Genomic DNA, 19,062 nt, shown 5'->3' with positions numbered 1-19,062 from the left:
CTCAGGAGGAGTGGTGTCGTGTGGCCACGGGCGGTGCCGCTGTGACCACGGACGGTGATGCCTTGTTTCCCTTGGTCAACACGTTGAAAGCGATGTTCAGAACCACGGCCACGATGCTCGCCGCACTGATGCCCGAGTCGAAGACCACGTGCACCCACTCGGGAAAGGCCGAGTAGAAACCCGGCACCGCGATCGGAATGACGCCGAATCCCAGCGCGACCGCGACGATGACGAGGTTCAGGTTCCCGTCGAAGTTCACCTTGGACAGGGTTCTGATTCCACTGGCCGCAACCGAGCCGAACAACACTATTCCCGCTCCACCGAGCACGGGCAACGGCACCGACGCCACCACCCGGCCCAACACCGGAAAGAGACCGAGGAACAACAACACCGAACCGCCCGCGGCCACCACGTAACGGCTCTTGATCCCGGTGACGGCCACGAGTCCGACGTTCTGCGCGAAGGCACTCGCCGGGAAAGTCCCGAACACCGGTGCAACCGTCGTCGCGATCATGTCCGCCCGGAGCCCGTCCCCGACCCGACGAGCATCGACGTCCGTTCCGACGATCTCGCCGACGGCAAGAATGTCCGCTGTCGTCTCGGTCATGATGACCAGAATGACGACGACCATCGAGATGATCGCGCCGATCTGAAAGACCGGTGCACCGAATGCGAACGGCTCCGGCAAGGCGAAGAAACTGCCAGTGCCCACGTCGGAGAAATCGGCCTTGCCGACGGCGAACGCGAACCCGGTGCCGACGACGATTCCGATGAGTATCGACAGGCGAGAGAGAGTTCCCTGCACGAACCGGCTGACCAGGAGCACCACGGCGAGGCTGAAGCCGGCGAGACCGATGTTGGACATCGACCCCCAATCAGCGGCGCCCTGGTCGCCACCCATCGCCCACCGCACCGTGACCGGAAGAAGCGAAATCCCGATCACCGTGATGATCGTGCCCGTCACGACCGGCGGGAAGAACCGGACGATCTTGCTGAAGAACGGCGTGATCAAAACGCCGATCGCACCGGCCGCGATGATCGCACCGAACACCGAGTTCAAACCGTCGGGACCACTGGCGATCGCAACCATCGTCGACACGGAAGCGAAGGAAATACCCTGGACCAACGGCAGTTTCGCGCCGACGTACGGAAGCCCGAGGGTCTGGAGCATCGTCGCAGCACCACTGACGAACAGCGCAGCCGACACCAGAACCGCAATCTGGGTGCCGTTCAACCCGGCCGCACCGCCGACGATCAGAGGCGGCGCGATCACCCCGCCGTACATCGTCAGGATATGTTGCAATCCATAGAGATACGACCTACCGATCGACAGGCGCTCGTCCTCCGGACGCCCATGATCACCCTTACCAGCTCCGCTCCCGGCCTCATCCTGGTCACTCCTGCGGGCTCCGCTCCCGGCCTCATCCTGGTCACTCCTGCGGGCTCCGCTCCCGGCCTCATCCTGGTCACTCCTGCGGGCTCCGCTCCCGGCCTTCCTCAGCTTCATGGCCTTCGCTCCTAACAGAATCCGGGTACGGTGGCCCACACGTGCCCGGCGTCGGGAACGTCGTCGCGTTTCACCGTCGCCTCGATCAGTCCGTACGGCCGGTCGGCGACGTAGAACACTTCACCTGGGTTGTCGAGTCCGAACGGCTCGAGATCGACGAGGAAGTGGTGGATGTTGGGCATGGAGAACTTGATCTCGCCGATCTCCGGGTGCGCTTCGAGGACTTGGGTTCCCATCTGGAACAGGCTCTGCTGCAACGCCAACGAGTGGGTGGATGCGAAGGCGTCGAGCATGATCGACCGGACGTCGTCGAAGACCTTGTCGAAATCGAGGTCGGTGGACAGGTACCGCCACCGCGCGCTGACCGACGTCGCGAGAATGCGGTCGGTCGTCTCCTTCAGCGTGGTGTACCGATCCTTGGGGTATCCCCAGAACTCCGATGCCGTGGAGTTCAGGACTACGAGATCGCTGACGCCGGAGATCACCGTCGGGCCGGTTTCGTCGATGGTCACGACGGTGTTGCGCTTCTCGTCACTGCTCTTGACGAACGAGTGGTCGTAGCCGTCGGTGCCCGACGGTATTCGCGCCCAGCTGTACTGCTCGATCTCCCACCTCCCGCCGTCGATCCAGTCGAAACTGTCGGTGAAGTGCCGGCCGAGACGCAGAGCGAAGTCCTCGATTGCGCCGAGTCCGTCCCGGGCGAAGGCGTACACGGTGTTCTTCTGGGTGTCCGTCGCGACGACGTGACTGTTGTCGCCGACGGTGTGGGCGGCTTCCAGGTCACCCCGCAGCTGGGAGGTGACGCTGACGTCGGTGATGCGGTGACGCGGAGTGTCCCGGTCGATTCTGACCAGGCGGCATTCGGCCTTTCCGTACTGATTTGCTCCGAGAACGATGCTCATGTCTAGCTCCCTCGATAAGTCGTGAATGCGAACGGGCTGAGAAGAAGTGGTACGTGGTAGTGCGAGGCGTCCGGGGCTGTCTCGAAGACGATCTCGACTGCGGGGTAGAAGGTGTGGACGTCACGGTCGGCGTAGTAGCGGCCGGTGTCGAAGGTGAGGCGGTATCGGCCTGGGTCGAGAGCGTCGGGGCCCAGGCTTTCGATGCGCCCGTTGGAATCGGTGACGCCCTGGGCGATCTCCTGCCGAGCATTCGAGAGTACGACCGAAACGCCCTGTGCAGGAGCGCCACTGGACGAGTCGAGCACGTGGGTGGTGACGAAGCTACGTCCGGGCATCTACAACACCTTCGCCAATCGCACGGCGGCGATCTCACGGAGTTCACGCTCGACGACGCGCTCCTCGACATCCGGTTCGTTGCCGAGGCGACGCTCCAGCATGTCGACGATGTCGGCGATGCTCCGGCCGGCAGCGCGAACGAGAAACACTCGGTCGAAGCGCCTCTCGTAGGCGATGTTTCCGTCGCGCAGCCGTCGCCGGACGTCGGTGGCCGACATGTCGAGGCCCGCCTGCTCCGCCCGGGCACTGCGTGCGTGGTCGTCGTCGCCCTCCGGGCGTTCCCCGATGCGAGGGTGCACGTCGAGCGCTCGGTCGATCTCGTCGGCGGTCAGTGGGGCTGCCGCAGCGAACACGGCCCGGCGTAACTCGTCGTCGTCCTCGTACGGCAGGTGCCCGATCATGTGCTCGATCCAACGAGGAACGTCGAGTGCCGCTGCAAGCATCCTCCGCACGTCGGGTTCGGCGGCTGCGTTCAGACGCTCCGCCGCCCCCGCCTCTCCTAATTCCGTAATGCGAAATGTCGATTCCATATATTGAGCGTGACAGCCATCACATATTGATGTCAAGGGTTTGTGCCGACGAGTTTGCCGGGACGTCATGATCATTGGAGCGCAACGGATTTCGCATCATGGAATTGCCACCGGCGGGGTTCCGTACTGTTGACAGATCGCCGTGCGGTGCATCACACTTTCCTCATCGCTGGAATTTTTATTCCACAATGCGAAATTCATTCGATCCGAGGAGGCTTAGATGACCGAGCTGTTCTGCAACGGCGGAGCCATGCGCGGCGGCAACCTTCACCACAATGTCGCCGGCCACCCATTCGTCGGAACCGCCAGAACGACCGCCAAGTACCGCTTCTACTCGGTTCGCGACGAGTTCCCGGCACTACTGCTGGACGACGCTGCAGGAGCGGCGATCGACGGCGAGCTCTACGACATCCCACTCGACGACATCCGGACTGCGTTTCTGCCCGACGAGCCACCGGAGCTCGAGCTGACAGTCGTCGAACTCGAGGACGGGCGTTCCGTGCTGGGCGTGGGACTGCGCCCCTGGGTTCTCGAGGAGCACCCGGACGATCTGACCGACATCACTCACACTGGAGGTTGGCGACAATATCGCGGTCTCCCGGTCCCGAGATGACGAAAGGTACAGCAATGCAGAACAACTCGTACACAGTCAACTGCTCCATCCTGTTCACCGACGTTCCGCTGCTGGAGCGACCGGCTGCTGCGAAGGCGGCGGGGTTCGACGCCGTGGAGTTCTGGTGGCCATTTCCGACTCCGGTTCCCGGCGACCGTGATGTGGACGCGTTCGTCTCCGCGGTCCGGGATGCAGGCGTTCGGTTGACCGGACTGAACTTCGCCGCGGGTGACATGCCTGCGGGCGACCGCGGAATTCTGAGCGACCCCGCGCAGGTTCGTGCCTTCCGTGACAACATCGACGTCACTGTCGGCATCGGCAAGACGCTCGGGACCGGCGCGTTCAACGCGTTGTACGGAAACCGAATCGACGGCACCGACCCTGCCGAGCAGGATCGTGTCGCGGCTGAGAATCTGGCTGCCGCCGGGGCCGCTGCCGCCGGGATCGGCGCGGTCGTGTTGATCGAGCCGGTCAGCGGTGCACCGGCATATCCGCTCCTGACCGCCGACGACGCCGTGGCCGTCATTCGACGCGTCGAGCGCGACCACGACGTACACAGCCTTCGTCTGCTGGCGGATCTGTATCACCTCGACGTCAACGGGGACGACGTCGCCGCCGCACTCGACTCCTACTCCGACCTCATCGGTCACGTTCAGATCGCCGACTCCCCCGGCCGCGGAGAACCAGGCACCGGAACGCTCGACCTGCCCACCTACCTGTCGCAACTAAGCGGCAACGGCTACGACGGCTACATCGGCATCGAGTACAAGGCCACTCGCCCCGACACCTTCTCCTGGCTGCGCGACACCTCGTCCTGGGTCGCCGCCCCCACCTCCACGTAAGGAATCTTTATGAGCACAATCGCTTTCATCGGTCTCGGGATCATGGGAAGCCCCATGTCCGTTCATCTCGCCGAGGCCGGACACCATGTCGTCGGCTACAACCTGACGCCCGACCGCACCGGCCCACTCGTCGCCGCCGGTGGCATCGCCGCGGACTCCATCGCCAAGGCCGTCGCCGACGCCGACATCGTGGCGGTCATGGTCCCCGATTCCCCCGACGTGCACCAGGTGCTGCTCGGTGAGGACGGCGTGTTCGACCACGCCCGCCGCGGCACCCTCGTCATCGACTTCTCGAGCATCCGCCCGGACGTGACCGCCTCACTCGCCGAGGAAGCCTCCACCCGCGGATTCCGTTTGATCGACGCACCCGTCTCGGGAGGCCAGGCAGGCGCCGAGAACGCCACACTGTCGATCATGGTCGGCGGCAGCGCAGAGGACTTCGCCTCCGCCGAACCGATACTCGACGTGGTCGGAAAAACAGTGGTACACGTCGGCCCCAGCGGGTCGGGGCAGACCGTCAAAGCCGCCAATCAGCTCATCGTCGCCGGCAACATCCAGGTCCTCGCCGAGGCCATCGCATTCCTCGAAGCCTACGGAGTGGACCTCGCGGCATCGGTCGAGGTACTCGGCGGAGGCCTCGCCGGATCAGCAGTACTGAACCAGAAGGCACAGAAGATGCTCGACAGATCGTTCGAACCGGGATTCCGAATCGACCTGCACCACAAGGACCTCGGCATCGTCACCTCCGCTGCCCGCGAAGCAGGCATCGCCGTGCCGATGGGTGCAGTCCTGGCCCAGCTGATGACATCGGCCCGCGCCAACGGCGACGGCAGCCTCGATCACTCGGCCCTCTACCGCGGGGTCGCTCGCCTGTCCGGAACCCTCGACACAGAAACCACGGTGCACTGACATGCCCAAGATGCGCGCGGCCGATGCAGCCGTGAAGATTCTCGAACTCGAAGGCGCAACGACCGCGTTCGGTCTGCCCGGCGCAGCGATCAACCCTTTCTACGCCGCGATGCGGGAGCACGGCGGCATCCGCCACGTCCTCGCCCGCCACGTCGAAGGCGCCTCCCACATGGCCGAAGGGTTCACCCGCGCCGCCGCAGGCAACATCGGAGTCTGTATCGGCACCTCCGGCCCGGCCGGCACCGACATGATCACCGGCCTGTATTCCGCGATGGCCGATTCCATCCCGATCCTGGCCATCACCGGCCAAGCTCCCGTCGCACGGCTGCACAAAGAAGACTTCCAAGCCGTCGACATCGCTGCGATCGCCGGGCCCGTCACCAAGATGGCGATGACCGTTCTCGAACCAGCGCAGGTGCCGGGCGCGTTCGCTCAGGCATTCCACCTGATGCGATCCGGCCGACCTGGGCCGGTCCTGATCGATCTGCCCATCGACGTACAGCTCGCCGACATCGACTTCGACCCCGATACCTACCAGTCTCTGCCGGTGCACAAGCCCCGGTGCTCGCGGGCGCAGGCCGAGAAGGCGATCGACATGCTCCTCGCCGCCGATCGCCCGTTGATCGTCGCCGGCGGCGGCATCATCAACGCCGACGCCTCCGACCTCCTCGTCGAACTCGCCGAACTCCTCGACGTCCCCGTGATCCCGACCCTGATGGGATGGGGCACCATTCCCGACGACCACCGCCTCGCCGCGGGCATGGTGGGACTGCAGACCGCACACCGCTACGGAAACGCCACACTACTGGCCTCGGACTTCGTGCTCGGTATCGGCAATCGGTGGGCCAACCGGCACACCGGGGGCCTCGACACCTACCGCAAGGGGCGGAAGTTCGTCCACGTCGACATCGAACCCACCCAGATCGGACGCGTCTTCGCACCCGACTACGGCATCATCTCCGACGCCGAGGCAGCCCTCGAGCAGTTCATCGCGGTCGCCCGGGAACGCACGGCAGCAGGAACACTGCGCGATCTCGGTGACTGGGTCGCGGCGTGTGCCCACCGCAAAGCCACCATGCACCGACGCACCCACTTCGACAACGTGCCGATCAAACCGCAACGCGTGTACGAGGAGATGAACAAGGTCTTCGGCCGAGACACCCGATACATCAGCACCATCGGACTCTCCCAGATCGCGGGCGGACAGTTTCTGCACGTCTACTCCCCACGCAACTGGATCAACTGCGGGCAAGCCGGCCCGCTGGGCTGGACCATCCCGGCCGCCCTCGGTGCCGTCGCCGCCGACCCGAGCGTCGACGTCGTTGCCCTCTCCGGTGACTACGACTTCCAGTTCATGATCGAAGAACTCGCCGTCGGAGCGCAGTTCAACCTCCCCTACGTGCACGTCGTCGTCAACAACTCCTACCTCGGGCTGATCCGTCAGGCCCAACGCGCCTTCGACATGGACTTCTGCGTCCAACTCGGATTCGACAACATCAACACCCAAGAAGCAGAGGAGACCCTGCCCAAGGGATACGGTGTCGACCACGTCCGTGTCGCAGAAGGACTGGGATGCACAGCACTGCGCGTGACCGAACCCGAACTGATCGGCGACGCACTCCGCCGTGCCCGAACCCTCGCCTCGGAACACAAAGTCCCGGTCGTCGTGGAAATCATCCTCGAACGCGTCACCAACATCGCTATGGGCACCGAGATCGACAACGTCGGTGAGTTCGAGGAACTGGCCGTCACGTCGGCCGACGCACCCACTGCCCTGCTGATGATGGACTAGGAAAGGCACAGATGACCATCAAGGATTTCACTCACCTCACCGATCTCGCCTCACGCGCCCTGGGCGGAAGCGTGTCGGCCGCCAACGACGAACTGTTCGCCCAGCGGGAGAACCTGATTCGTCCCGAAGCACCGTTTTTCGATCCCCACGATTTCGGACACAAGGGCAAGGTGTACGACGGCTGGGAGACGCGGCGGCGACGCGACGACGGTGGCCACGACTGGGCAATCGTTCGTCTCGCGGCGCCGGGCATCGTCCACGGTGTGGTGGTCGACACCGCGTACTTCAAGGGCAACTATCCGCCTTTCGTGTCGGTCGAGGCCGCATTCGTCGACGGCTACCCGTCGATCGACGAGGTGATGAAGGCCGACTGGCAGACCATCGTCGCCAAGTCCCCGGCGGACGGCGACACTGCGAATCTCTACGAGGTCGCCGATCGACACCGCTGGACGCATGTCCGGTTGTCGATCTACCCGGACGGAGGTGTCGCTCGATTCCGTGTACACGGCAAGGTCGTTCAGGACCCTCGATTCCTCGGCGGCACAGTGGACTTGCTCGCCGCCGAGAACGGGGCCTCCCTGACCGAATGCTCCGACGCTTTCTACTCCTCCCCCGCCAACATCATCCTTCCGGGGCGCGCACGCAACATGGGCGAGGGCTGGGAGAACTCTCGTCGGCGCGGCGGAGGAAACGACTTCGCGATCTTCGAGCTGGCAGCGCCCGGCGTTCCCCGTCACGTGGAGGTCGACACCAGCTACTACGTCGGCAACGCGCCGGGATGGATCCGGCTCAGCGCGGTCGATTCTCGTCGGCGACACAAAGCGGACCACACCGCGTGGACCGAGATCCTCCCGCGCACAGCCGTACAACCGGATACCCGCCATCGTTTCCTGATCGATCGAGCCGAGTCGTACACGCACCTGCGCCTCGACGTCTATCCCGACGGCGGGCTGTCCAGGCTCAGACTCTTCGGCGAACTGGACGCCGAAGCGTTGGACAGCGTCGATCAGGCCTGGCAGGCGGCATCCCCCTTCGAACTGGTCGGAGCCGACGGTGGCCGATAGGTTCGACCTGCTGATCAGGGCACCGCGCGCGATCGTCGACGGATGGGAATGCGCGGTGTCGGTGGGAATTCGAGACGGGCGCATCGCTTCCCTCGATGCTCGGCACGCCGACGACGTCGTCGAACTCTCCGACGACGAAGTGCTGCTCCCTGGTCTCGTCGACACTCATGTGCACGTCAACGAGCCCGGACGCACCGAGTGGGAGGGCTTCGCCAGCGCCACCCGTGCCGCGCGGGCCGGCGGGATCACGACGATCGTCGACATGCCGCTCAACAGCATTCCGCCGACTGTCGACGTGGACGCTCTCGAGATCAAGCGACGGGTGGCGGCCGATCGATCGGTGGTGAACGTCGGCTTCTGGGGTGGCGCAGTGCCGGGCAACGTCGACCAACTCCGTCCGCTGCACGACGCCGGTGCCTTCGGGTTCAAATGTTTCCTGCTGCACTCCGGCGTCGACGAGTTTCCACCGCTCTCGGCACCGGAACTCGAGAAGGCACTCATCGAAATCGCGTCGTTCGACGGATTGATGATCGTCCACGCCGAGGACGCAGGCGTGATCTCGTCCGCGCCCCCGCCGTCGGGCACCGCGTATTCGGGTTTCCTCGAATCTCGACCCCGCGCAGCCGAGAACCTCGCCATCGCACAGGTCGTCGAGTTGTCCCGGCGCACAGGGTGTCGCGTGCACATTCTGCACCTGTCGAGCTCGGACGCGCTGCCGCTGATTGCTGCGGCCAAGCAGGACGGAGTGCGCGTCACCGCCGAAACATGCCCGCACTACCTGTGTTTCGACGCCGAGGACATCCCGCCCGGTGCAACACAGTTCAAATGTTGTCCCCCGATCCGTGAGGCAGGCAACCGAGAACTGCTGTGGCAGGGCCTCGCCGACGGCATCATCGACACCGTGGTGACCGACCACTCCCCCTCGACCGTCGACCTCAAACGACTCGACACCGGCGATTTCGCCGATGCCTGGGGCGGGATCGCGTCACTCCAGGTCTCATTGCCCGCAGTGTGGACCGAGGCGTCGCGGCGCGGCCACTCGTTGGCCGACGTGGTGCGGTGGATGGCGGTGAACACCGCAGACCAGGTCGGTCTGGCCGACCGGGGGCGCATAGCCGTCGGCGCCGTGGCCGACCTCGTCGTCTTCGCCCCGGACCAGGAGTTCACCGTGGACGTCGCCTCCCTGCATCACAAGAACGCCGTCACCGCGTACGACAAGCTCGGCCTTCGCGGTGTGGTGCGTCGTACCTTCCTCGCCGCTCCGCAACTCCTCTCCCGCAGAACCTGACCCGTCAGTGCACATGAGTCCGCCCCGGAAGCCACATTCGGCCCCGGGGCGTCGGCTTGTGTGCAGTCAGGACACGCGTGCGGCCTCGATGTCACGGTGAATCGGACCTGTGGACTGCACGAGGGGCAGGCAACTTCCGTCCCGTCGGAGTGCGGTGAATTCCGCGGCGATGGACAAGGCTGTTTCCTCCGGGGTGCGGGCGCCGAGGTCGAGGCCGATGGGCGATCGCAGCCGCGACAGTTCGCAGTCGGTGAGCCCGACGTCCCTGAGACGACTCAGCCGATCGAGGTGCGTTCGCCTCGAGCCCATGGCTCCGACGAAGGCGACGGGTAACCGTAGCGCCACGTCCAGCAGCGGAACGTCGAACTTCGCGTCGTGCGTCAGAACGCAGACGACGGTGCGCGAATCCACCTGTGTCCGTGCAAGGTAGCTGTGTGGCCACTCCACCACCACCTCGTCGGCGTCGGGAAAGCGGGCCTCGGTCGCGAAGACCGGACGAGCGTCGCACACCGTCACTCGGTAACCCAGGAACTTCCCCAGCCTGGCCAGTGCACCCGCGTAGTCGATGGCGCCGAAGATCAGCAGACGCGGCGGCGTGGCGTGAGACTGGACGAACACCTCGACGTCGGGGCGGCATCGGACCGAACGGATGCCGGAGGACCCACTGTCCAGCATGGCGAGCGCTTCGCTGGAGACCACGTCGTCGACGTCCGCGAAACCCGTCGTTCCCGTTGTCCCGTGCGCGCCGACCATCAGCACCGCACCGGTGGCGTCCAGCAGCTGGGCCACCGCCACGTCGGCACCGGTGGCCACCGCGTCGACGACGGACGCCGGCGGCGCGGAGGAGACGAACACCTCGATGACGCCGCCGCAGGTCAGTCCGACCGCGAAGGCGTCGTCGTCGCTGTATCCGAAGCTCTCCCTGACAGGCACACCCGTGGCCAGGACGTCGCGGCACAGCTCGTAGACAGCACCTTCGACGCATCCGCCGGACACACTTCCCACTGCTTCGCCGTCGGCTGCGACGGCCATCGCCGCCCCCGGCAGGCGAGGTGCGCTGCCGGAGACGGAGACGACGGTGGCGATGGCGTACGGCATTCCGATGGAGTTCCAGGTCGCCAATGACGATGCGATGTCGCGCATCAGGAGATCCCGAGCGCTTCCTCGATGGGATGCAGTGCGAAGTACACCAGGAAGATAACGGACATTACATACAGCAGCCAATGTGTCTGTCGCACTTTGCCCTTCGCCACGCGAACCAGGGTGTAGGCGATGACACCGGCTGCGACGCCGACGGTGATGGAGTAGGTGAACGGCATGAGCACGATCGTCAGGAACGCGGGGATCGCGATGTCGGTGTCCGCCCAGTCGATCTTGCGTACGTGGGTCATCATCAGCGCACCGACCAGCACCAGTGCGGGTGCTGCCGCTCCGACCGGCACCACTCCGGCCAACGGGGTGAAGAAGATCAGGCTGGTGAGCAGTCCTCCGGTGACGACGCTTGCCAGTCCGGTCCTCGCGCCTTCGGTGACACCGGCCGCGGATTCCACCACGGCGGTGTTCGCGGATCCGTTGAACGCGCCGCCGACGATGGCACCGATGCCGTCGACGGTGAGGATGCGGCTCAGTCCTGGCATCTTGCCTTTCTTGTCGACCAGGCCTGCTTCCTCGCCGACACCGAGGATGGTGCCCATGGCGTCGAAGAATCCGGACAGGACGAGGGTGAACAGGACCACCGAGGCGGTGACGACTCCGGCTCGGGCGAACCCGCCGAAGATGTCCACGTCGAACAGCAGGCCGAAGTGCGGTGTGGCGACGATGGAGTCCGGCACCTTGGGCACGACGGGCCCCCACGCCTTCGGGTCGATGTCGATCACCGCGTTCAGAACGATCGCCAGGTTGGTGGCGACGAAGATCCCGATGAGCATGGCGCCGGGTACGCGTCGGACGAACAGCATGAGCATCACGACGAGACCGACGCAGAACACGAAGACCGGCCAGCCGGCGAGTTTGCCGAACGTTCCGAGAGTCACGGCGGTGGCGGCAGATTCGTGGTGTCCGACGAAGCCGGCGTCGACCAGTCCGATCAAGGCGATGAACGCGCCGATGCCCACTCCGATGGCCTGCTTGAGTACCAGCGGTATGGCGTCCATGATGAGCTGTCGAACTCCGGTGAGCGCGAAGATCACGATGACGACGCCTTCGAGTACGACGAGTCCCATTGCCTGCGGCCACGTCATGTAGGGCGCGGCCTGGAACACCACGATGGGCGTCACACCGAGGCCGGCGGCCATGGCCAGCGGTGCGTTGCCGACGACTCCCATCAAGATGGTCGTGAGCCCGGCGGACAGCGCCACCATCGTGGACAACTGTGCCGGATCGAGGGTGGCACCGGTGACGTCTTTGGCGTCACCGATGATGAGCGGAATCAGGACGATCAAGTACGCCATGGCGACGAATGTGGTGATGCCGCCACGGATTTCTCGGGACACGGTGGATCCGCGCAGGGAGATCGAGAAGAACTTGTCCAGCGGCGAGGTACTGCGTTCGCGCGTGCCGGACGAATCGAGCTGAGTCATGTGCCCTCCTAGGGCGCGACGATGTGTTCGGGGCGGATGGGGACACGGGTCAGGGCAAGCCCGGTCGCGTCGCGGATGGCAGCGACGACGGCCGGCGTCGAAGACAGGGTGGGCGGCTCGCCCGCACCACGAAGGCCGTACGGCGCCAACGGGTCTGCGTTCTCCAGGATGTCGAGTTTCATGGGCGGCATGTCGAGGATCGTCGGGATGAGGTAGTCGGTGAAGGACGGGTTCTTCACGAGTCCGTCCTTCACCACGATCTCCTCCATGACGGCCAGACCCAGGCCCTGCGCCGATCCGCCGTGGATCTGTCCTTCGAGCGAGAGCCGGTTGAGGATCTTGCCGACGTCCTGCACGGCGGCCATTTCGACGACCTTCACCAGACCCAGCTCGACGTCGACATCGACGACCGCTCGGTGCACGCACAGTGCAAGCTGCGTGTGGCTCGCACCCTGACCGGTGACGGGGTCCATCCCGCTGGTCGGTCGGTGGTGAAATTCGCGTGTCTGCTCGATCACGCGGTCGCCCAACACATCCTCGATCGTCGCGAGTACTTCACCCGACGAGACGATCTTTCCGCCGTCGAGGGTCAGTCCGCTCACGGCTCGTCCGACGTGCAGGCTCGCGAGTACGAACACGGCGTCACGGACGGCCTCGCACGCGGCCTTGACGGCTCCGCCGGTCATGTAGGACTGACGCGACGCCGACGACGAACCTGCGTTCCCGACTGCAGTGTCGGCCGGATGAATGACCACCTTGGTCACGCCGAGTTCGGTGCGCGCGATCTGCGCCTCCAACGTGACCAACCCTTGACCGACCTCGGCCGCCGCGGTGTGCACCAGGGCGGTTGCCTCCCCGCCGATGACTTCGAGACGTACTCGGGCGGTGGAATAGTCGTCGTAGTTCTCGGAGAAGCAGATGTTCTTGATTCCGACGCCGTAGCCGATGCCGCGTACGACGCCTTCGCCGTGCGTGGTCTGGGAGGCACCGCCCGGCAGATTACGGATGTCCGACGCGTCGAGCGGGGCCGGCAGTGCCATTGCCTCGGCGCGGGCGAGCATGTCGGCCAGCGGCGCGGGTGCTTCGATGACCTGTCCGGTCGCCAGGATCGATCCTTGGCTGACGGCGTTGATCCGACGGACTTCGACGGGGCTGATTCCGCAGGCCTCGGCGAGTTTGTCCATCATGGACTCGTACGCGAAACATGCTTGTACTGCGCCGAATCCACGCATCGCCCCGCACGGTGGGTTGTTGGTGTACACGCCGTACGCGTCGATCTCGATGTTCGGGATCACGTACGGCCCGACGCCGAGGGACGCCGCATTGCCCACGACGTTGAGCGTTGCCGACGTGTACGCACCCCCGTCGAGAATGATCTCGACGTCGGCGTACAGCAGCTTGCCGTCGCGGCTGGCGCCGTATTCGTAGTGCATCTGCGCGGGGTGGCGGTGGACGTGGCCGAAGAAGGATTCGTAGCGGTTGTAAACGATCTTCACGGGCTTGCCGGTGTACATCGCGAGCATGGCGGCGTGGATCTGCATGGACAGGTCTTCGCGTCCGCCGAACGCGCCGCCCACGCCGGCCAGGGTCATGCGGATCTTCTCGTCGGGCAGGCCGAGGCACGGTCCGATCTGGGCCAGGTCGTTGTGCATCCACTGAGTGGCGACGTAGAGATCGACACCGCCGTCCTCGCCTGGAATCGCGAGGCCGGATTCGGGTCCGAGAAACGCCTGGTCCTGGATGCCGACGGAGAAATCGCTGGAGACGACGATCTCCGCGCGCTCTCTCGCCGAGGCGACGTCGCCCACGCGTACGGGCTGATGCCTGGCTACTCCCCCACGCTCCTGCACCTTCGGGTACGTCGGGTCGAGCGCCGCGCGCCGTGCATCCGTCAACGGCTCGAGTATCTCGTACTCGACGACGATCTTCTCCATTGCGCGGCGAGCGGTCTCGGGGTGGTCGGCGGCGATCAAGGCGATCGGCTCGCCTTCGTGGCGTACCTCGTCGAATGCGAGGACGGGCTGATCCCACGTGTGATCGAGGCCGAAGCACTTGCGGCCCGGCACGTCCTCGTGCGTCAGTACGGCTTCGACGCCCGGGGTGGCCAGCGCCTTCGAGATGTCGATCGACAGAATTCGCGCACGTGGATGCGGACTCCGAAGCGTTGCGCCCCACAGCATCCCGTCGATGAACAGGTCCGACGAGTACGCGAACTCTCCCTTGACCTTCAACGTCCCGTCGGGACGCAACGGGCTGTCACCGACGCGTCCTTGTCCCGGGGCTGCGATGTCGTGGGGAGCCCTGGTAGGAGCAGACCTGGCAGGAGCTGTCTTGGCAGGAGCAGTGTCGGTCGGGGAGCTCACAGTACATCCTTCGCAAGTGTCATGAGCCGACGGTGCGCGTCGGCGCCTTCTCGGGCTACCGCGTCCTGCGGTGCGCTGACCAGAACGTCGTCCTCGACGATCGTGCGGCCCCCGACCAGCAGCCGGGCCAACGGTGGGGTCTGTCCGTAGGCGAACGCGACGATCGGATCGTCGACCGCGGCGTAGAAGCCGTCGGTGCGCCACAGCGCCAGATCGGCCACCTTGCCGACCTCGATGGACCCGATCTCGTCCTGACGACCGAGTACTGTTGCGCCGCCGAGCGTCCCGATCTCCAATGCCTGGCGTGCGGTGAGCGCGGTCGGACCGTACTTGGCGCGCTGCATGTACATCGCCTGACGGATCTCTCCGGCCAGCGGCACCATCTCCGCGGACGCGCTTCCGTCGACTCCGAGGCCCACCGGAGCGCCTGCGGCGAGCAGATCCGAGATCCGCGCGATCCCTGCTCCGAGGCGTGCGTTGGAGCTCGGGCAGTGGGCAGCTCCGGTGCCGGTGGCCGCCATCTTCGCGATGTCGGAGTCGTGCAGATGCACCGCGTGTGCGAACCATACGTCGTCCCCGAGCCAGCCGACCTGCTCCATGTACTCGACGGGGGTGCAGCCCATCTGAGCGACACAGTGTTCTTCCTCGTCCAGTGTTTCGGCCAGATGCGTGTGCAGCCGAACGTTCTTGCTTCTCGCCAGAGATGCGGACTCGACGAGCAGGTCCTTGCTGATGGAGAACGGCGAACACGGAGCGACGGCGATCCGCAGCATCGAGCCGAACGAGCTGTCGTGGTAGGTGTCGATCGCGTCCGACGTCGCGGTCAGGATGTCGTCGAGGCTCTCGACCACCTCGTCCGGCGGCAGACCACCGTCGGACACCCCTCGGTCCATCGAACCGCGACACGGCTGGAATCGCACTCCGATGCGGCTCGCGGCGTCGATCTCGGCGGCGAACAGGTCACCCCGCCCCTTCGGGAAGATGTAGTGGTGGTCGGTGGTGGTCGTGCATCCTGATTTGGCGAGCCAGGCGAGGCCTGCCGCAGCGGCTCCGCCGACCACCTCCGCGTCCATCTTCGACCAGGGCTTGTACAGCGCGACGAGCCACTCGAACAGGGTGTTGTCCTTGGCCAGACCCTGTGACGCCCACTGGTAGAGGTGGTGGTGGGTGTTCACCAGTCCCGGCGTCAAAAGCGCTCCGCCCGCGTCGATGATCTCGACTCCGTCGGACGCAGGTGCGTCTCCCGATCCGATCACCGCGATGACGCCGTTCTCGATCACGACGTATCCCCGCGGGATCTCGTGCCCGACGATGGGCGCGATGTATGCGTTCCGAATCACTGTGCGTGTCACTGGGCTTCGGCCTTCCTGGTTGCGGCGAGACGCACTGCGTCGAGGATCTTCTCGTATCCTGTGCAGCGGCAGAGATTTCCGGCGAGCGATTCGCGAATCTCCGCGTCGGACGGATTCGGTACCCGCTCGATCAAGTCGTGAGCTTGGACGACGAGACCCGGAGTGCAGAAACCGCACTGCACCGCTCCGCATTCGACGAAGGCCTCCTGCATCGGGTCCAGCTTCTCCCCCTCTGCCAGTCCTTCGACCGTCCTGACCTCGCGCCCCTCGGCCTGTCCCGCTGCCACGAGGCACGCGCAGGCCGGCACTCCATCGAGATAGACGGTGCACGAACCGCATTCACCCTGCTCGCATGCATTCTTCGATCCCGGAAGACCGAGTCGTTCGCGTAGCAGGTACAGCAGACTCTCGCCCTCCCATACATCGTCGGCTTCGAGATCCTTACCGTTCACGGTGCACTTGACTCGCATGAGTTCACGCCGCCTTTCCGTTGTCGCGGAGGTCGTTCCAACACCAGCTCAAGGTGCGTCTGGCCATGACCGCCAGTGCATGCAGTCGGTAGTCCGCTGTGCCGCGAACATCATCGATGGGGCTCGCGGATTCCGAAACCAGCTCACCGAAGCGCGCGGCGATCCGCTCGTCGAGCGGGCCGGACCAGTCGAGTTCTTCGGCGAGGAAATCCTCGGCAGCATAAGCCCGTCTGGGCGTGGGCGCAGCGGAGCCGAGACCGGTTCCCACGAGCTGCTGCTCGGGAAACAGTGCGATGGAGAAGGAGCACACGGCGATCACCATGGCGTTGCGAGTACCGATCTTGGAGAAATACTGCGGGCCCTCGGCAGGCCGGACGTGAAACGCACGGATCAGTTCGTCCGGTGCGCACGAGTTCCGCTTGACTCCGACGTAGAACTCGGTCGCAGGAATCATCCGAATTCCGCGGGCAGCCGATTCGACCTCGACGACGGCACCGGCGGCCAACAGAGGGGCGTGGAGGTCTCCTGCGGGCGATGCTCCACCCAGATTGCCGCCGACGGTGCCGCGGTTGCGGATCTGCGGGGAGCCCACTGTTCGCGACGCCTGTGCGATACCCGGAAGTCGGTCGCCGAGTTCGGCGATGATGCGCACGTACGGGACGCCCGCCCCGACGCGCAGCGTCCCGTCGGGCAGCTGCTCCCAGTCGGCGAGTTCGGTCACCGGGTTCAGGTCCAACAATGCGCCTGGGCGATGCACGTCGAAGTTCATCTCGACCATGACGTCGGTTCCGCCCTGAATCGGCACCGCGTCGACGTCGTCCGCCTTGGCAGACAGCGCCTCGGTCCAGGTCTGAGGCCGTAAGAATTCCATGCACCAAGTACAGCCGCGGGCGCCTGAAGGATCGAGAGACAAGAACGACGAACTATGACGCCGATCACAGTGTAGGTTCTGGAGGTTCCTACAAGAGCAAGGAAGACACGCGGTGAGGCTGCACGATTTGATGGGTTTGTCGGACCTGAACCTGCAGCAGGTGGTCGCTCCCGAACATTTCGACCCCGTCATCAGGTGGGTCGTCACGACGGACATGCTTGATCCGAGTCGCTATCTCAGCGGCGGTGAACTGGTGCTCACCGGCCTCATGTGGCGTACCGGGCCGGGCGATTCACACGAGTTCGTGAGGGCCGTCGCCAAGGCAGGCGTCGCCGCACTGGCGGCGTCCGAAGGTGGATCGGTCCCGGACGACCTCGTCGACGCGTGCCGCGCCCACGGGCTTCCGCTGTTCCGAGTCCCGGCGGACGTCGCGTTCGCGACGGTCACCGAGCGGGTGGTCCGGCAACTGTCGGCGGCACGGGCGTCCGACGTGAAGGCGGTGCTGGAGCGGCACCAGAGGTTGGTGGAGGGCACGGGAACGGGCGGGGTCGGCGCGTTGCTCGATCTGGTTGCAGTCGAGCTCGGCATCGAATGCTGGATCCTCACAGCGACGGGTCGCGTAGTTGCCGGCTCGGCGTCCGTTCCCGACGCGGAACTGCTCGCACACGAGTTCTTGACTGCGCGCAGGCTCCCTCACTACGCTCCCGCGCTCGACATGTCGATGCTTCCGATCGACCGGGATTCCACTGCACGCGTTGTCGATTGGTTCGTAGCAGTCGGAAGCGATTGGCAAACATGGCATCCCGAGCGCCGCGCGTTGGCCGAGCAGGTCTGCTCGATCGTTGCTCTCGAACGAAACAGGTTCGACGACAGGCTGACCGGGGCCGGGATCCTCGCTCGAGAATTCATCCGCGCCCTCGGTGACGGTGCCGATGCTTCGTTCGTGACGCAGCAGATGGGGCTTCTCGGCCTACCCGTCGACTCGCGCTATCAGGTGATCGCCGCCTCGGTGTCACCGTCTGCACGTGAGAAGCAGGACGTGTTGCGCCCGAGTGAGGTTCGTCGCCTCGTACAGGAACTGTCGGTGCCCCACACGTCGGCAGTCGGCATCGTCGGCGGTGAGGTGCTGGCCGTGGTGGCCACCGACGTCGATGCCACCCCGTCGATCGGCAGAGGGGTGGACATCCTGTCGCCGGGGCTGGCCGGTACCGGGTTGGCCGTCGGAGTGAGCGCACTGGTCGGCGCGCAGGACATTCGCAGCGCCGTGGAGGAAGCACGTCACGCGCGCAGGTTGGCTGCCGGGCGTACCGACGGTCGGTGCGTCGTCGGGCACTCCGAACTCGCCACGCTGGTGCTGTTGCTGGCCGGTGTTCCCGACGACGTCCGGCTCATGTTCAGGTCGAGGCTCTTGGCACCGTTGACCGAGTACGACGAAGTCCACGGCAGTGATCTCGTCAGGACGCTGGCCGCATTCCTCGACACCAACGGTTCGTGGACGAAGTGCGCCGACCGAATGCACCTGCACGTCAACTCGGTGCGCTATCGAGTTCAGCGGATCGAGGAGTTGACCGGCAGGGATCTGTCGCAGCTCGAGCACCGTGTCGAGTTCTATCTCGCCCTGCGGTTGAGGTGACCGGTTCACCT

At 65.2% G+C, this 19,062-nt stretch carries 18 protein-coding genes; 8 read left to right on the top strand and 10 right to left on the bottom strand.

Annotated elements, in window-relative coordinates:
- Position 1 precedes the first annotated feature (1 nt).
- Positions 2-1,285, bottom strand: a complete 1,284-nt coding sequence (locus ACFULT_RS16920) for a nucleobase:cation symporter-2 family protein (protein WP_037110160.1) — start codon at positions 1,283-1,285, stop codon at positions 2-4.
- Positions 1,286-1,294: 9 nt separating this feature from the next.
- Between ACFULT_RS16920 and ACFULT_RS16915 the strand changes: the two genes are divergently transcribed.
- The gene (locus tag ACFULT_RS16915) at positions 1,295-1,522 is read left to right on the top strand and encodes a hypothetical protein (RefSeq protein ID WP_378481974.1); all 228 of its coding nucleotides are present in this window, start codon (positions 1,295-1,297) and stop codon (positions 1,520-1,522) included.
- Here ACFULT_RS16915 and pucL read toward each other — a convergent pair.
- From pucL to uraD, 3 genes are read right to left on the bottom strand one after another with little or no spacing between them, the layout of a single operon-like run.
- Positions 1,519-2,409, bottom strand: a complete 891-nt coding sequence (pucL, locus tag ACFULT_RS16910) for a factor-independent urate hydroxylase (RefSeq protein ID WP_019664800.1) — start codon at positions 2,407-2,409, stop codon at positions 1,519-1,521. The two genes, ACFULT_RS16915 and pucL, sit on opposite strands and share 4 nt — an antisense overlap.
- Positions 2,410-2,411: 2 nt before the next feature.
- Positions 2,412-2,744, bottom strand: a complete 333-nt coding sequence (uraH, locus tag ACFULT_RS16905) for a hydroxyisourate hydrolase (protein WP_378481973.1) — start codon at positions 2,742-2,744, stop codon at positions 2,412-2,414.
- Positions 2,745-3,275 (bottom strand): 2-oxo-4-hydroxy-4-carboxy-5-ureidoimidazoline decarboxylase, encoded by a 531-nt coding sequence (gene uraD, locus ACFULT_RS16900; protein ID WP_378481972.1) that lies wholly within the window; start codon positions 3,273-3,275, stop codon positions 2,745-2,747.
- Positions 3,276-3,495: 220 nt separating this feature from the next.
- Between uraD and ACFULT_RS16895 the strand changes: the two genes are divergently transcribed.
- From ACFULT_RS16895 to allB, 6 genes are read left to right on the top strand one after another with little or no spacing between them, the layout of a single operon-like run.
- Positions 3,496-3,888, top strand: a complete 393-nt coding sequence (locus ACFULT_RS16895) for a gamma-glutamylcyclotransferase (protein ID WP_037110157.1) — start codon at positions 3,496-3,498, stop codon at positions 3,886-3,888.
- A 14-nt stretch (positions 3,889-3,902) separates the two neighbouring features.
- Complete coding sequence (locus tag ACFULT_RS16890; RefSeq protein WP_378481971.1) at positions 3,903-4,730, top strand: hydroxypyruvate isomerase family protein; 828 nt, start codon at positions 3,903-3,905, stop codon at positions 4,728-4,730.
- Positions 4,731-4,739: 9 nt separating this feature from the next.
- Positions 4,740-5,639 carry a 2-hydroxy-3-oxopropionate reductase gene (locus ACFULT_RS16885; RefSeq protein ID WP_037112649.1) on the top strand — a complete coding sequence of 300 codons (900 nt, stop codon included), beginning with the start codon at positions 4,740-4,742 and terminating at the stop codon, positions 5,637-5,639.
- Position 5,640: 1 nt separating this feature from the next.
- Positions 5,641-7,431 carry a glyoxylate carboligase gene (gcl, locus tag ACFULT_RS16880; RefSeq protein WP_378481970.1) on the top strand — a complete coding sequence of 597 codons (1,791 nt, stop codon included), beginning with the start codon at positions 5,641-5,643 and terminating at the stop codon, positions 7,429-7,431.
- An 11-nt stretch (positions 7,432-7,442) separates the two neighbouring features.
- Complete coding sequence (alc, locus tag ACFULT_RS16875) at positions 7,443-8,495, top strand: allantoicase (RefSeq protein WP_019664807.1); 1,053 nt, start codon at positions 7,443-7,445, stop codon at positions 8,493-8,495.
- Positions 8,485-9,783 (top strand): allantoinase AllB, encoded by a 1,299-nt coding sequence (gene allB, locus ACFULT_RS16870; RefSeq protein ID WP_094721269.1) that lies wholly within the window; start codon positions 8,485-8,487, stop codon positions 9,781-9,783. Before alc ends, allB begins: the two co-directional genes overlap by 11 nt.
- Positions 9,784-9,849: 66 nt before the next feature.
- Here the strand turns inward: allB and ACFULT_RS16865 are convergent, their stop codons facing one another.
- Genes ACFULT_RS16865 through ACFULT_RS16840 form a run of 6 tightly spaced genes read right to left on the bottom strand, consistent with a single transcriptional unit; the run spans position 9,850 to position 17,418 of the window.
- Positions 9,850-10,926, bottom strand: coding sequence for an XdhC family protein (locus ACFULT_RS16865; protein ID WP_037108966.1), 1,077 nt, complete (start codon positions 10,924-10,926; stop codon positions 9,850-9,852).
- Positions 10,926-12,362, bottom strand: coding sequence for an NCS2 family permease (locus ACFULT_RS16860; protein ID WP_037108967.1), 1,437 nt, complete (start codon positions 12,360-12,362; stop codon positions 10,926-10,928). Before ACFULT_RS16860 ends, ACFULT_RS16865 begins: the two co-directional genes overlap by 1 nt.
- Before the next feature lie 8 nt (positions 12,363-12,370).
- Entirely contained in the window at positions 12,371-14,725 is a 2,355-nt protein-coding gene (locus tag ACFULT_RS16855) for a xanthine dehydrogenase family protein molybdopterin-binding subunit (protein WP_378481969.1), read from the bottom strand.
- Complete coding sequence (locus ACFULT_RS16850) at positions 14,722-16,065, bottom strand: 8-oxoguanine deaminase (RefSeq protein ID WP_378482057.1); 1,344 nt, start codon at positions 16,063-16,065, stop codon at positions 14,722-14,724. The genes ACFULT_RS16855 and ACFULT_RS16850 overlap by 4 nt, the downstream gene beginning before the upstream one ends.
- An 8-nt stretch (positions 16,066-16,073) precedes the next feature.
- Complete coding sequence (locus ACFULT_RS16845; protein WP_037108970.1) at positions 16,074-16,547, bottom strand: (2Fe-2S)-binding protein; 474 nt, start codon at positions 16,545-16,547, stop codon at positions 16,074-16,076.
- A gap of 4 nt (positions 16,548-16,551) precedes the next feature.
- Positions 16,552-17,418 carry an FAD binding domain-containing protein gene (locus ACFULT_RS16840; RefSeq protein ID WP_378481968.1) on the bottom strand — a complete coding sequence of 289 codons (867 nt, stop codon included), beginning with the start codon at positions 17,416-17,418 and terminating at the stop codon, positions 16,552-16,554.
- Between the two features lie 112 nt (positions 17,419-17,530).
- Here ACFULT_RS16840 and ACFULT_RS16835 point away from each other — a divergent pair, with 112 nt between their 5' ends.
- The gene (locus ACFULT_RS16835) at positions 17,531-19,051 is read left to right on the top strand and encodes a PucR family transcriptional regulator (RefSeq protein WP_241483726.1); all 1,521 of its coding nucleotides are present in this window, start codon (positions 17,531-17,533) and stop codon (positions 19,049-19,051) included.
- The last annotated feature ends 11 nt before the right edge of the window (positions 19,052-19,062 follow it).

Source organism: Rhodococcus sp. NPDC057297, from assembly GCF_042667435.1.
Lineage (GTDB): Bacteria > Actinomycetota > Actinomycetes > Mycobacteriales > Mycobacteriaceae > Rhodococcoides.
Note: the sequence above shows the minus strand (reverse complement) of the source record. Positions and strands in the feature narration are given on the sequence as shown.